A 14,384-nucleotide genomic window follows, 5' to 3' on the forward strand; every position below is an offset into this window, starting at 1 on the left:
TACTAAGGCGACAAATTATTAAGCAAACTGATTCAAACCCATTATGCTAACGCTCACATCTACGGATGCGAGGGGATTCTTCGCAGTTTTCGGGTTTGTGACACAATAAGAGGTATGCAATGAAAGAACGGCCGATTCTTTTTTCCGAACAGCGGGTGCGCGCCCTGCTGGTTGGCCAGCAGACACAGACCCGGCGCATTATGAAAACTCAGGCCTTTGGCCCGGGTCAGGATCATCACGAAGGCGTGCATGCCTTTGACGTCAGCGCTAATCATCTGCACGGTTATAAATTAATGTCGATGACCGATGTCAGCTCGCACTGTCCGTTTGGTCAGGCTGGCGATGGTTTATGGGTGCGTGAAACCTGGCGCGGCCCGATCGTTCCGGAAGCGTTGTTGGCTGAGTATGAACGCGATCCGCTGCCGTTCCGTAGTCCGGCATTTTGCCAGTATCGCGCCGACAGCAACGAGCTGGGGCAACTGGATGAGAATTTGCAAAATGCCGAGCAGTTTGGCTGGCAAACCGCCATTCATATGCCGCGTTGGGCTAGCCGCATCGATCTGCAAATAACCTCGGTACGTGCCGAGAAGATTCAGGATATCAGTGAAGATGACATTATGGCGGAAGGCGTGCAGACCGATACGCACTTCCTGAATAACTTCTTTACGATGAATATGAATTCCGAATCGCCGAAAGAAGCCTATCGCAAAGCGTGGCAAAAACAGTACGGCGCCACAAGTTGGGAAGTGAACCCGTGGGTATGGGTGATTGCGTTCCAGCGTGTTGAACGCTAACGCGAATCGCTGCAACGCACGTACTCGTAAGGTCGTCATTCATGACGACCTTTTTATTTCCTCGCCATTACTTTTCCGCTTTGCCACGCTAATCACAGACAAATCCCCTACTAACTGGTTGAATAACCGGCTTTGATTCCGCGCTGGCACTTTCTACTGCGCTGCGCCAGCATACTGTTTTCAGCCAAAGAGTGAGTGACGCAATGTTCAAATGGCCGTGGCACGCGCAAATAGAGACGTCATTACTGGCGCTACCCTGGCAACAGGCGCTGGCGCAGCCGATCTTTTCCCTGCTCGACCAGGAAGAACAATCCGCTCTCACTGCGCTGGCTCAGCGCTTCCTGCAGCAGAAAAAAATCTCTCCCCTGCAGGACCTGCAACTTAATGAACTGCTGCTGGCGCGTTTAGCGCTGCTGTTTTGCCTGCCGGTATTAAAGCTTGGCATTGAGTGGCTCGACGGTTTCCATGAAGTGCTGATCTATCCCGAGCCATTCAACGTTGATGACCGCTGGGAAGATGATAACGGCCTGGTCCATCACGCACCGGCAGTACACGCCGGACAGAGCTGGACGCAAGGCCCGGTAGTGCTGAATGCGCTAGATATTCAGGACTCTTTCGACCTCTCCGGCTTCAATCTGGTGATCCATGAAGTGGCACACAAACTTGATGCGCGCGGCAGCGGCTACACCAGCGGTATTCCGGTAATGCCATTGCGCGATGTCGCCAACTGGGAAAAGGACCTGCAGCACGCGATGGCAGAGATTGAGGCTGAAGTGGAGCTAGTGGGTGAACAGGCAGCCACTATCGATCCCTACGCCGCGAGCGATGCGGCAGAGTGCTTTGCCGTGCTGTCGGAATATTTTTTCAGCGCACCGGATTTACTGGCTAACCGTTTCCCGGTGATGTATCGCCATCTGCAGCAGTTCTATCGCCAGGATCCGCTGGCGCGCCTGGCGTTACTGACAGCAAAACCTGCTTAAATCGCGATCGCTTTGTACTAATGCTAGCCAGTTGAATATAAATGTATTTTAAGCTGTTGACACCGCCACGAGGCGCCATTAATATTCGCCTCGTTCACACGATTCCTCTGTAGTTCAGTCGGTAGAACGGCGGACTGTTAATCCGTATGTCACTGGTTCGAGTCCAGTCAGAGGAGCCATATTTTGAGAAGCCCGCTTAGGAAACTAAGCGGGCTTTTTGCTTTTACACTTCCGCAAGAATCGCATGATGTGAATATACTTTCCGTTCAATATCCTCTCATTACTTATGATAATAGCGTTAAGTATTGCAGAAATGTCTCGTTTATTTAGCCGATTATTTTTTTAGTGAAATGCTTAATGGTTTTGTAATTTTAATCGAGAATTAAACCTCTTACCGTTGTGCATTACCCATCATTGATAATAGGATTAACCCTCAATTACCGGAATATAGTATTAAGCATGCCAAAGGGAATTGTGCGCCTTTTATAAAAAGGGAGTGAAGGATATGTTAAAGGTTAGTTTTTGCGATAAAAAAATCAGAACCCTTTTTTTTTAAATATGCTTCGGCCACAACGGCAAGCATTGCTGCAGCTGCTCTGTTTTGGGATATCCCTAAAGAGTATAAGCATTACTCTGGATTGGCTTGCATAGCTGTTTTAGTAATGATTTATCTCATGTTATGGTATAAAGCCAACAAACTTACAGCAATTAACTTATCTGTTGAAGGAAGCACAGTAACCATTAAAACTGGCGATATTTTCGCTGAGCAAGGATTAAAAGCGATTGCTTTTAATGAGTACTTTGATACTAAAGTGGATAACATAGTTATTGCTCATCAGAGTCTCAACGGCCAGTTTGTTACGGATCAACTCACCTGCTCAGTGCAACAATTGGATACCTACATTGATGAATATAATTACGAAGCAGAAGACTTTGCTGATATTAATTCAACGCGGTTATCCGGTAAGAATCAACGCTATAAAATTGGGACAATTTGCGTCTGGAATGAGTACTTGCTGACGGCTTTTTCTAAATTCAACAAGTATAACGAAGCTCATTTATCCATGCCTGAATATCTTGAGTTCCTGATTAACTTTTGGAATAAGGTCAACCGCGTTTATGCCCAGCAAAGTGTTACTGTGCCGATTTTTGGTTCGGGTATAACACGAATTAAGGGGCATAAGCTGATCAGTGATGAAGAGTTGCTAAAAATCATGTTATGGACATTCAGGGTCAGTGAAATGCGATTTACCCATCCTGCGAAATTAACAATAATTATTCATAAAGACAAGATTAGTAAAGTAAACCTATTTGAGCTTCAGATGGCAAGAAGCGGCTTATAAACTCCCTGAAAAATTTAACAGGCGAGGCACATACAGTTATTAAACTTCATAATTAAATAGTTTTAAGTCGAGAAAAAGACTTTACACAAGGGACATCTTTCAACTGAAGTATAGGCGGGATTTTTCACAACAAAGGAGTGACAAACCATGATATACCGTACCAAAACATACATTGCGGGTGAATGGGATGGCGATCAGGATGCCATTGAACAATTACATACCTGGAATGAGAGCAAATACTGGGACTTCTCTTTCACCGACGCTCACGATATAACACAAGCCAGAGATAGCAGTTTAAATTGCAATATAAAATCGTCCCTTGCAACACGCTTAAATGCCTCAAAAACATTTGTCCTCATCGTCGGAAACAATACCAAGGCAGCACGGAGTGGCGGCTGTCGATACTGTGATAGCTACAATAGTCTAAGTAGTCAATGTGACCGGGGATACTCAGTAGATCATCGAAGTTATATTGAGTATGAATGCGATAAAGCCTTGAAAGACGACTTAAACATCATCGTTCTGTACAATGCAACCACAATTAATAAATCCAAATGTCCTGACGTCTTAAAGGGTGTCGGAACGCATACCGCTATGCGCTCAACCAACGGTTGGGATTACCTCGCGGTTAAAAACGCGCTCAATTAAATTCCGCTATAAAAAAACCCGCTGGCCTAACAGCGGGTTTTTTATTCCTCAGCGCACAGCTCATTCCAGTAGCTGTAGCGCATCAAATGGTGTAGGCGCTCATCTCTCATAGTAGCGATACACCGATGGATGGAATTCAACGCCATACAGTTGGCTGATGGGAATCAGCAGGTCGATATGGGTGCTAAGATCGAATTCGCGCTCTTCTGCACGCGGCTTCTCGCCATTGACCAGTTGGTTAAACCACTGCTGCAAGAGGTGTTTCATTGCCAGCTTCTCCACAAATGATTGACGCTGAAAGTAAACCTCACCCAGAGATATAACCAAAACGATTAGTTGTGCGCTTCTTTGCCAGGTTATGCATATAAAAAAGTGCGCATAACAGCGCACCCTTTAGACAACCGTAAAGTCGCCATTCATGGCGTAATGCTTGTCAGTTAAGCAGCGCACTGGCTCCGCGGGGGTTCCGCCCGCTAAGCGTATGGCAGTTTCAGAATGTGTGAAGCAGGCGCGGATAGCGCTCAACACCGTTGCCTGTCATTACCGCATCTGGTTTAAAATTTTGCTGGCTGAAGGTTCTGGGTTACCTGGTCGCCATGAATGGCGACCCTACAGGCGTTACAGCGATGGTGATCTAGAAAAACGCATGGATGCTGCAGCGCGGGTGTTGAGGCGACATCCCAACCCGCTGAGCGAGTGAGGGATTCCAGGGCGAGCCGCAGGGATGCGGCGAGAGGCGGCGCTGAGCAGGAGCGAATCGCCGCCGGTCCGTCAGGAATCGAGAAGGAGTGAAGGTACCGCGAAGCGGCGGGATGGGCTGGCGCAGGGCCCGGAGATACCGTCTTAATTACGTTTTAGCAAGAGGTACTTTTTCGTCAAAAGGCTGACCTGATTTCAGTACGCCATAAGCGATCTGGAGCAATTTTCTCATCGCCGCACACACCACAACTTTACCTTTCTGACCACGAGCCCGCATTCGATCACGTAATGATTTTACGACAGGATTAAACGTCATAGCCGTCAGTGCAGGCATGTATAACGCCTTGCGCAGGTTGGCACATCCGCGCTTAGATATATGGCTTTGCCCCTGCCACTTACCGGATTCTTTCTGATAGGGGTTTAAACCCGCATAGGCTACTACTTTGCCACTATTACCGAACTGCGACATATCACCGAGATAGCCTATTAATGATGCGCTCAGAATATCACCAATTCCGGGGATAGACGTAAGAAGCGCTTTTCTTTGCCGAAGAACAGGGTCAGCATCAATATGCTTTTTTATTTTTTTCTCAGTCTCAGATATCTGTTGTGTCAGGGCTTCAATTATTTCGAATATCGATGGTTTTACAACATTATCCGCAACACCCAGCCGGTTTAACTCAATCTGACGCATTTCTCTCAGCCCTTCCAGCCTGCGAACCAGGGCCAGAAGCTGACGTTCATTTAAGGGCGCTGGCTGCCATGGCTGGGGTTTATGACTGGCGCAAAAGCGAGCGATTAACCGCGCATCAACCTGATCGGTTTTATTGCGAATAATTTCACTTTTACCAAAAGAGTGGATCTGGAAAGGGTTAACGACGCTGACAGTCCAGCCGGATCCATACAGGAAGGTGGCTAATGCGAAATAGTAAGAACCCGTTGCTTCCATGCAGAGATGAGCGCCCTGATAAGGCTGTAACCACGCAATAAAAAGCTCAAAACCTTTGGGCGTATTAGCAAAAACTTTCGTTTTGTACTTTGTCTCACCGAGCCAGACAGCCGCATCGAATTTCAACATGGCTACATCAATACCGACAACAATACCGTGTTCCATAAAGCCCCCAACCACTTAGCTTATGAAGAATATGTCGCCATAATTAAACTTATAAATGGGTGCTCTTATGCACAAGATATCGTTCAATTTTGAAGGCGACTGATATATTGCGGTGGTTTATTCTCCGGGACGAGTTTATGCACACAAGTGAAAAGCGAAACTCACCGCAATATCCCCAATGATCAGTCGGGGGATTATCGCGCGAATGCGGTAATCAAGATATAAGTGAAGAGGGCGTGGCCAGACGCCCTCTTCTCGGTCGCCGCACGGCATAGCTGAAACTGCCTAAGCCGATGGCGAACGAAAGTCGCTCAGCGCTTAACTGATCGGCATTACGCCATTCATGGCGGTCAGAGAAAATCCACCTATCCTCTGCTCTTTGCCATCATCTTGCGGTAGTTATTCAGCCATTTACCGCTGGTTAGACGCCACCAGAAGAACACGCCGCGCACCGTCCAGTCGAGGAACATTCCCAGCCACACGCCGACGACACCCATGCCGAGCACAATGCCGAGGAAATAGCCGGCCACCACGCGTGCGCCCCACATGCTGAACATCGATACATACATGGTGTAACGCGCATCACGCGCCCCCTTGAGGCTGGCTGGTAGCACCCAGGACGCGGTCCAGATCGGCATAAAGGCGGCATTCAGCCAAATCAGATGCTTAGTGACTGAAATCACCTCCGGATCGCGGCTGTAAAACTGCGCTAAGGTTCCAGCCAGCGGTACGGTAATCAACGCCAGCGAACACAAGCCAATCATCGCCAGCCAGAACACGTGTTTGATTTGCCGCTCAGCCTGCATCACCTGATTGAGCCCCAACCTGCGGCCGGTAATGATGGTTGAAGCCGAACCCAGCGCGTTACCCGGCAGGTTGATCAGCGAAGCAATCGAGAAGGCGATAAAGTTACCGGCGATTTCATTGGTACCCATGCCGGCGACAAAAATCTGCGTCAGCAATTTACCGCCGTTAAACAATACCGATTCAATACTGGCAGGCACGCCGATGCCCAGCACTTCCATCAGGATGTTGCGATCCCAGCGGCGGAAATAGCTGGCGATGGAGATTTTCAATGCCGGAGTAATGCCGCGATACAGCACGTAAATCGCCGCTGCCGCGCCGATATAGCGAGAAATAGTTAACCCCAACCCGGCGCCAACAAATCCCATCCCTTCCCATCCAAGGCAACCATAAATCAACACGCTACTGATCACGATGTTGAGGATATTCATGCCGCCGTTAATCAGCATCGGAATTTTAGTATTGCCCGCACCACGCAATGCACCGCTGCCAATCAACGCAATCGCCGCTGCGGGATAGCTCCACGCCGAGGTTTGCAGATAACTCAGCGCCAGCTCTTTCACTTTGGGATCGGCGCTGCCGGCGATCACGTCAATGATCAGGTGCCCCCAAAACTCGATAGCGATCACCAGCACAAACGCCAGCGCCGTCATCAATCCCAGCGACTGGCGCGTAGCGGCTCGTGCGCGTTTACCGTTGCGTTTTGCCAGACTGAACGCCACCACCACCGTGGTGCCGAGATCGATTGCGGCAAAGAAAGAGATAATTACCATATTGAAGCTGTCGGCTAGGCCAACGCCCGCCATCGCCTCTTTACCCAGCCAGCTCACCAAAAAGGTACTGAGGACGCCCATCAGCATCACACAGAGGTTTTCGATAAAGATGGGCACGGCTAATGGGGTAATTTCACGCCAGAACAACGTACGATAAGAGCGACGTTTGGGATACCACGCCGTGTTTCTGACCGCCCGCATCACTGCTACGCCAGGATTTTGCAAGGGATTACCAAATCACTTTGGAGAGGAAGAAGAGTAATAATGATGATAGGCCACTGAGAATTATGCAAAGTGTTTCCCATCACCATTTAATCATTATTACAAACTTTTTGTCGCCACCACCGCAGGATCGGCTGCGCCGCCCAAATAGGCGCTGCGCACTTCGTCATTATTGAGCAACTCTGTGCCGCTCCCGCTCAGGCGAATCTCACCGTTGACCATCACATAACCCCGATCCGCCAGCTGTAGCGCATGCCGCGCGTTTTGCTCCACCAGGAACAACGTCATGCCCTGCTGCGTCAACTCACGCAGGATGGCAAAAATCTGCTTCACCACAATGGGTGCGAGGCCAAGGCTGGGTTCATCGAGCAGCAACAGTTTGGGTCGACTCATCAGCGCGCGGGCGATCGCCAGCATCTGCTGCTCGCCACCGGAAAGCGTCATGGCGCGCTGTTTGCGCCGCTCCAGCAGGCGCGGGAAAAGCTGGTACATCCGCTCTTTGTCCTGTTTAACAAAGCGCTCGCCAATGGCGATGGTGCCCATCAGCAGATTCTCTTCTACCGTCATATCGGGAAAAATGCGCCGCCCTTCCGGCGCCTGCGCAATACCGCTGGCGGCGATGAAATGAGTTGAGCGCTGACTAATCGCCTCGCCGCGTAAACGAATTTCACCGCTGGTAATGCGCGGCTTGCCAAAGATTGACATCAACAGGGTCGATTTACCGGCCCCGTTGGCGCCAATCAGCGCCACGGTTTCACCCTGATTAACGGTTAATGAAACCTGTTTCAGTGCCTGCAGCGGACCGTAAAACACGTCTACCTGCTCAAACGCCAGCATCGGTTCAGCCATGGTCGCTCTCCTCTTCTGCACCAAGATAGGCGGCTATCACTTTAGGATCGTGACGAATTTGCTGCGGCGTGCCCTGCGCAATCACATCACCGTGATCCAGCACCACGATGTGGTCAGAAATGCGCATCACCATCGGCATGTCGTGTTCAATCAGCAACACGCTGATGCGATGATCGGCGCGCAGGCGATGCAAAATCTGGCTCAGCGCTTCGGTTTCCACCGGATTCAACCCAGCCGCTGGTTCGTCCAGGCAAATTAACTCTGGCCGCGTACACATGGCGCGCGCAATCTCCAGCCTGCGCTGCTGGCCATAAGAGAGCGTGCCCGCCAGCCGATTAGCGCTGGAGACCAAATCAACATTTTCCAGCCAGTAGAAGGCGCGATCCAGCGCGCGGTTCTCCGCTTCGCGATAGCCGCGCGTGTTCAGTACACCCGCCAGCAACTGGCGATTAACCTTCATATGCTGCGCCACCAGCAGATTCTCAATCACCGACATCTCACGGAACAGGCGGATATTCTGGAAGGTGCGCGCCAGCCCAGCGCGGTTAACCAGATGCGCCCCGCCAAACATTTTGTACCAGAGACGCGACCCCAGCCGTGCCGGATTAATCAAGTCTGCCGCATGGATTTTCTGCCCCAGCACCTGAATCACATCGGTGCTGCGCTGGTTAGCATTCAGCACAATGCGGCCACCGCTCGCGCGATAAAAGCCGGTCAGGCAGTTAAACACCGTGGTTTTGCCTGCGCCGTTAGGGCCAATCAGCGAGGTGACCGAACCGCGTTCTACCGCCAGGCTGACATCATTCAACGCTTTAATGCCGCCGAAGCGCATCATCAGGTTGTTCACTTGCAGAATGGCATCACTCATGACGCACTCCTTTGCGTAGCGGCACACCAACGCGCGCCGTGCGCACCAAACCGCGCGGCCGCCAAATCATCATCAGCACCATCAACATGCCGAACAGCAGCACGCGATACTCGGCAAAGCTGCGCAGCAGTTCAGGTGCCACCGTCAGGACAAATGCTGCCAGCACCACGCCCAACGTCGAACCCATACCGCCGAGCACCACAATGGCGAGGATCAGTGCCGATTCAAAAAAGGTAAACGAAGTGGGATTGACGAACCCCTGATAGCTGGCAAAAAACACCCCGGCAATGCCTGCCGTGGAAGCACCCAGCATGAAGGCGGAAAGCTTAACCAATACGTGATTGAGCCCCATCGCGCGGCAGGCAATTTCATCTTCACGCAGCGCTTCCCAGGCGCGGCCAATCGGCATGCGCGTCAGGCGATGCTTGATCCACAACACCAGCAGCACCACCAAAACCAGTACTACATAAATGAAGATAAACTTCATGTTTGGGTTGTAGGTGACATGGAAGAACTCATGATACGGCACGCCGCCTTCGCGCGCGCGTCGGGCAAACTCAAGGCCGAAAAAGGTCGGCGACGGAACGGAAACACCGTTCGGACCGCCGGTAAAGGAGAGCCAGTTTGTCAGCACCAGACGGATAATTTCACCGAAGCCGAGGGTAACAATGGCCAGGTAATCGCCGTGCATGCGTAGCACAGGAAAACCGAGTAGCGCCCCGGCAAAGGCGGCCAGCAGCGCCGCCAGCGGCAGCATGCTCCAGAAACCCAAGCCAAGATATTGATAGCCCAGCGCCAGGCCGTATGCGCCGATGGCATAAAAGGCGACATAACCGAGATCGAGCAATCCGGCGAGGCCTACCACGATATTCAGGCCCAGCCCGAGCAGCACGTAAATCAGACCGAGAATCGCCACCGTTAGCAGGTATTTGCTGGAGAGAAACGGAAAAGCCAGCGCCACGATCAGCAGCAGTGGCAATATCCAGCGCAAACGCGATCGATAGCCCGGATCGCGTACGTAAACGCCATCATCGCTACTGGCGAACCTGCGCATCATGCGCTGACCAAAGGGCGCGTGCACAAACAGGCTAAACAGCAAACGCCCCGCCATCACCACGGCAACCAGCAGCGCCACGCGCTGTGGCGACAGTTTGAAACTGTAACCGTCAAGTACTACGCCAACGATCGGCCCAAATACCACTAGCGCTATCAGCCCCGCCAACAGCGTGTCGAGCAGTGCCTGGCGCAACGGATTTTGCGTCATTGCATTCATCAAAGCTTCCTCACACTTTGGCGACCAGCGGTCGTCCCAGCAATCCTTGCGGGCGGAAGATTAAAATCACCACCAGCAGCGAAAACGAGAACACATCTTTGTAATCCGAGTTCACCATGCCGGCGAACTGCGCTTCCGCCACGCCAAGCAGTAATCCGCCCAGCATCGCGCCGGGCAGCGAACCGATACCGCCGAGCACCGCCGCCGTGAAGGCTTTAATACCAATGATAAATCCGGCATAGAAATCAAAGGTGCCGTAATTCATGGTCACCAGTACACCGGCTAATCCGGCCATCGCCGCACCAATCACAAACACCAGCGAGATAACGCGATCGGTGTTAATACCGAGAATCGATGCCATGCGCCGATCTTGCTGCACCGCGCGGCAGATACGCCCCAACCTGGTGTACTGGATGATCCACGTCAGCAGAGCCATGCCGCAAAATGCCGCGATCAGGATAAAGATTTTGGTCCAGGTAATTTGCACCACGCCGCCATCAATCTCCATGCGCAGCACGCCGGTCAGCAGCGTTGGAATCCCCTGCTGATTCGGTCCCTGGCTGAGCTGCACGTAGTTCTGCAGAATCAGTGACATGCCGATCGCCGAAATCAGCGGCGCAAGGCGCGTGGAGTTACGCAGCGGCCGATAGGCAATACGTTCAATCGCCCAGCCATAGGCTGAGGTAACAATGATGGTGAAGATCAGGGTGCCGAAAATCAGCAGCGGAAAGGAGTGAATGCCGAAAAAGCTGAGCAGCGATAAGCCAATGGCGCACAGATAGGCGGAGATCATATACACCTCGCCGTGGGCGAAGTTGATCATCCCGATGATGCCGTAAACCATGGTGTAGCCGATGGCGATCAAGCCATAAACCGCCCCCAGTGTTAAACCGTTAATCAGTTGCTGTAAGAAAAAGGCGTCCATAATGTCGTCTCGTACTCAATGGGAGCGCACAGCTCGCGCTCAATCGCGAATGGCCCCGCACGTTGCGGGGCCGCGTGGCCGATTACAGCTGGTGGTATTTGCCTTTGTCGTCCCATTGATAAACGACGTAATCCGAGACTTTAAGATCGCCTTTACCATCCCAGGCTTTTTTGCCCATCACGGTGTCGACGCTATTCGCTTTCAGCCATTCGCTGGCCTTCGCATTGTCTTTTCCTGCCGCTTTGTAGGCAGCCGCCAGCGTCTGTACTGAAGCGTAGGCATATAAGGTGTAACCTTCTGGTTCGAAACCACCGGCGCGGAATTTCTCAATCACGGCTTTGCCATCGGCAATGGTGCGCGGATCGTTGCCAAAGGTCATATACACACCTTTGGTGTATTGCGGTCCGCCTGCCGCCGTCACCATCTCTTCGGTGACGATGCAATCACCGGAGAAGAAGGCCGCATTCACGCCCTGCTCACGCATCTGGCGCACCAGCGGGCCGGCTTCCGGATGGCATCCGCCGAAATAGACCACGTCCGGTTTCAGCGCACCGATTTTGGTTACCAGCGCATTGAAATCTTTCTCACCGCGCGACAGTCCTTCATACAGCACTTCTTTCACGCCGCGCTTCTCGAGCGAGGCTTTGGTGGCATCCGCTAAGCCCTGGCCGTATGTGTCTTTGTCATGAATAATGACCACTTTCTTCGCCTTGAGCTTGTCGATGATGTAGTCAGCGGCGATCGCGCCCTGCTGGTCATCACGCCCACACATGCGGAACATGGTTTTCATGCCGCGTTCAGTAATTTTCGGGTTGGTTGATCCGGGCGTGATCGCCAGAACGCCAGCTTCATCATAGACTTCCGACGCCGGCATAGTGGATGAGGAGCAGAAGTGGCCGACTACCGCCATCACTTTGTCTTGATCGACCAAGCGGTTGGCGACCGAGACCGCCTGCTTCGGTTCACAGGCATCATCGCCCTGCACCAGCACAATTTTTTCACCGTTAATACCGCCGGCGGCATTAATGTCTTCCGCGGCCTGGCTCGCGCCTTTCCAGTATTGCGCGCCATAGGTCGCATTGGGCCCAGAGAACGGACCGGCCACACCAATTTTAATATCTGCCTGAGCGTAAAAGGCCACGCTTAAACAACCTGCTATCGCCACCTTCATTGGGTGTTTTATGAATTTCAAAGACATGCTTTCAATCCTCAACGGGTCAGGAACGGAGCCATACCACGGCCTGGGAGAAATCAATTTCTGAAACTGCGGCAGAACAGAGTGCGGCCTATAAAACCCGAAGGATCGCCATGCATGGCGACCTGCTTTCAGTCACGCATCAATGCGCGCCCTGAACTCAACAGCATAGGTTTATGAAGGCCACGGTTGAAAATTAAGCAATAACCTCGCCAACTCACGAAAACGCGGGCGATTTTTTGCATTGGCATCGCTCCAGGACTGGAGACACGCGATGTAACATCCCTGCTGATCATAAACATAGCTAAGGTTACGCCAGGCACCAGCACCGCGATGGTGCAGAATGCGGTCGATCACAGATTCTTCATCGTTGTGAAGCGTTTATCCGCTATGCTCTGGTGAAAACGGTCCACGTTTCCTGAAGGAGAACCCATGAATACACAACGGAACGGATTGAGCAGCCAGCAAGCGCTGGACGAATTAGAGCGTCTGTACGACACGGCCGTTGATGCCTTGCGCAACGCGATTCGCGATTTCACTGCCAGCGGGCAGCTGCCGGATGAAGCGGCTCGCCAGCAAGGGCTGTTTGTTTACCCGCAGCTGCGCATTACCTGGCTGGGCGAAGGCCCGCAGAAAAACCGCACTCGCGCATGGGGACGCTTTACCCATACCGGCAGCTATAGCACCACCATTACGCGTCCGGCGCTGTTGCGCCACTATCTCAGTGAGCAGCTGCAGATGCTGGAGAAAGAGTATGAGGTGCTGATTGAAGTGGAGCCGTCACAGCAGGAGATTCCTTATCCTTATGTGATTGACGGCCTGTCGCTCGATCGCTCAATGAGCGCCAGCATCGCCCGCCACTTCCCCACCACCGAACTGTCACAGATTGGCGATGAAACCGCCGATGGCCTATTCCATGCCAATGCGATTTTCCCGCTGTCGCATTTTGATGCGCTGCGTACCGATTTCTCGCTGGCGCGCCTGCGTCATTACACCGGCACCGGCGTTGAGCACTTCCAGCCGTTCGTGCTGTTCACCAACTACACACGCTATGTTGATGAGTTTGTGCGCTGGGCCATTGAGCAGGTGCAAGACCCCAATACGCCTTATGACAGCCTAGCCTGCGCCGGTGACGTGGTGATCACCGCGGATACCCAGGATCCGACCGCAATGATGTCCGATCTGGCGTGGAAGAAGCATCAAATGCCCGCCTGGCACCTGACTTCGCCTAATCGTCGCGGTATTACGCTGGTCAATATTGGCGTTGGTCCGTCCAATGCAAAAACCATCTGCGACCATCTGGCGGTGATTCGCCCGCATGCCTGGCTGATGATTGGTCACTGCGGCGGCCTGCGCGAAAGCCAGACCATCGGCGATTACGTGCTGGCACATGCCTACCTGCGCGATGACCATGTGCTGGATAGCGTATTGCCGCCCGATATCCCGATCCCCAGCATCGCCGAAGTACAGCGTGCGCTGTATGACGCCACCAAAGCAGTGAGTGGTATGCCGGGTGAGGAAGTTAAGCAGCGTCTGCGCACCGGCACTGTCGTCACCACCGATGATCGTAACTGGGAGCTGCGCTACTCCGCTTCTGCGCTGCGCTTCAACCTGAGCCGCGCCGTGGCGGTTGATATGGAAAGCGCCACCATCGCTGCGCAGGGTTACCGCTTCCGCGTGCCGTATGGCACGTTGCTGTGCGTGTCCGATAAACCGCTGCACGGCGAGATCAAACTGCCCGGTCAGGCAAACCGCTTCTATGAAGGGGCGATATCTGAGCACCTGCAGATCGGCATCTGCGCGGTGGAACTGCTGCGTGCCGAGGGCGATAAGCTGCACTCAAGGAAGCTCAGAACCTTCAACGAGCCGCCGTTTAGATAGTCATGATGAGTTCCGG

Annotated in this window: 13 protein-coding genes and 1 tRNA gene; 6 read left to right on the forward strand and 8 right to left on the reverse strand. The window is 52.5% G+C overall.

All coding sequences use genetic code 11. The annotated features are described in order from the left end of the window. Window positions 1-119: 119 nt before the first annotated feature. From WH298_RS01810 to WH298_RS01830, 5 genes are all read left to right on the forward strand, one after another. Window positions 120-794: an ASCH domain-containing protein gene (locus WH298_RS01810; protein ID WP_007891487.1), complete on the forward strand. Its 675-nt coding sequence runs from the start codon at window positions 120-122 to the stop codon at window positions 792-794. Between the two features lie 203 nt (window positions 795-997). Then, on the forward strand, window positions 998-1,774 hold the full coding sequence (mtfA, locus tag WH298_RS01815) for a DgsA anti-repressor MtfA (RefSeq protein ID WP_180822054.1): 777 nt from the start codon (window positions 998-1,000) through the stop codon (window positions 1,772-1,774). A 103-nt stretch (window positions 1,775-1,877) separates the two neighbouring features. Further along, a tRNA-Asn gene (locus WH298_RS01820) sits at window positions 1,878-1,953 on the forward strand. 495 nt (window positions 1,954-2,448) lie between these two features. Further along, window positions 2,449-3,117: a macro domain-containing protein gene (locus WH298_RS01825; protein WP_238344406.1), complete on the forward strand. Its 669-nt coding sequence runs from the start codon at window positions 2,449-2,451 to the stop codon at window positions 3,115-3,117. A gap of 147 nt (window positions 3,118-3,264) precedes the next feature. Next, window positions 3,265-3,765, forward strand: a complete 501-nt coding sequence (locus WH298_RS01830) for a TIR domain-containing protein (RefSeq protein ID WP_180822055.1) — start codon at window positions 3,265-3,267, stop codon at window positions 3,763-3,765. A 99-nt stretch (window positions 3,766-3,864) separates the two neighbouring features. Here the strand turns inward: WH298_RS01830 and WH298_RS01835 are convergent, their stop codons facing one another. The 8 genes from WH298_RS01835 to WH298_RS01870 form a co-directional block, all read right to left on the reverse strand. Next, complete coding sequence (locus WH298_RS01835; RefSeq protein WP_180822056.1) at window positions 3,865-4,032, reverse strand: hypothetical protein; 168 nt, start codon at window positions 4,030-4,032, stop codon at window positions 3,865-3,867. Between the two features lie 580 nt (window positions 4,033-4,612). Further along, window positions 4,613-5,578, reverse strand: a complete 966-nt coding sequence (locus WH298_RS01840; protein ID WP_180822057.1) for a transposase — start codon at window positions 5,576-5,578, stop codon at window positions 4,613-4,615. 365 nt (window positions 5,579-5,943) lie between these two features. Then, window positions 5,944-7,356: an EmmdR/YeeO family multidrug/toxin efflux MATE transporter gene (locus tag WH298_RS01845; protein WP_049852551.1), complete on the reverse strand. Its 1,413-nt coding sequence runs from the start codon at window positions 7,354-7,356 to the stop codon at window positions 5,944-5,946. Window positions 7,357-7,476: 120 nt separating this feature from the next. Further along, window positions 7,477-8,226 carry an ABC transporter ATP-binding protein gene (locus WH298_RS01850; RefSeq protein WP_180822058.1) on the reverse strand — a complete coding sequence of 250 codons (750 nt, stop codon included), beginning with the start codon at window positions 8,224-8,226 and terminating at the stop codon, window positions 7,477-7,479. Next, on the reverse strand, window positions 8,219-9,094 hold the full coding sequence (locus WH298_RS01855) for an ABC transporter ATP-binding protein (RefSeq protein WP_180822059.1): 876 nt from the start codon (window positions 9,092-9,094) through the stop codon (window positions 8,219-8,221). The genes WH298_RS01850 and WH298_RS01855 overlap by 8 nt, the downstream gene beginning before the upstream one ends. Next, window positions 9,087-10,367, reverse strand: coding sequence for a high-affinity branched-chain amino acid ABC transporter permease LivM (gene livM, locus WH298_RS01860; RefSeq protein WP_180822060.1), 1,281 nt, complete (start codon window positions 10,365-10,367; stop codon window positions 9,087-9,089). The genes WH298_RS01855 and livM overlap by 8 nt, the downstream gene beginning before the upstream one ends. A gap of 10 nt (window positions 10,368-10,377) precedes the next feature. Continuing rightward, on the reverse strand, window positions 10,378-11,292 hold the full coding sequence (locus WH298_RS01865; protein WP_007891628.1) for an ABC transporter permease subunit: 915 nt from the start codon (window positions 11,290-11,292) through the stop codon (window positions 10,378-10,380). An 82-nt stretch (window positions 11,293-11,374) separates the two neighbouring features. Further along, a complete protein-coding gene (locus WH298_RS01870; RefSeq protein ID WP_049852548.1) occupies window positions 11,375-12,490 on the reverse strand; it encodes a branched-chain amino acid ABC transporter substrate-binding protein in 1,116 nt (371 codons plus the stop codon). Window positions 12,491-12,919: 429 nt separating this feature from the next. Here WH298_RS01870 and WH298_RS01875 point away from each other — a divergent pair, with 429 nt between their 5' ends. Continuing rightward, the gene (locus tag WH298_RS01875; protein WP_007891624.1) at window positions 12,920-14,368 is read left to right on the forward strand and encodes an AMP nucleosidase; all 1,449 of its coding nucleotides are present in this window, start codon (window positions 12,920-12,922) and stop codon (window positions 14,366-14,368) included. The last annotated feature ends 16 nt before the right edge of the window (window positions 14,369-14,384 follow it).

It is taken from the genome of Pantoea nemavictus (assembly GCF_037479095.1).
Taxonomy (GTDB): domain Bacteria; phylum Pseudomonadota; class Gammaproteobacteria; order Enterobacterales; family Enterobacteriaceae; genus Pantoea; species Pantoea nemavictus.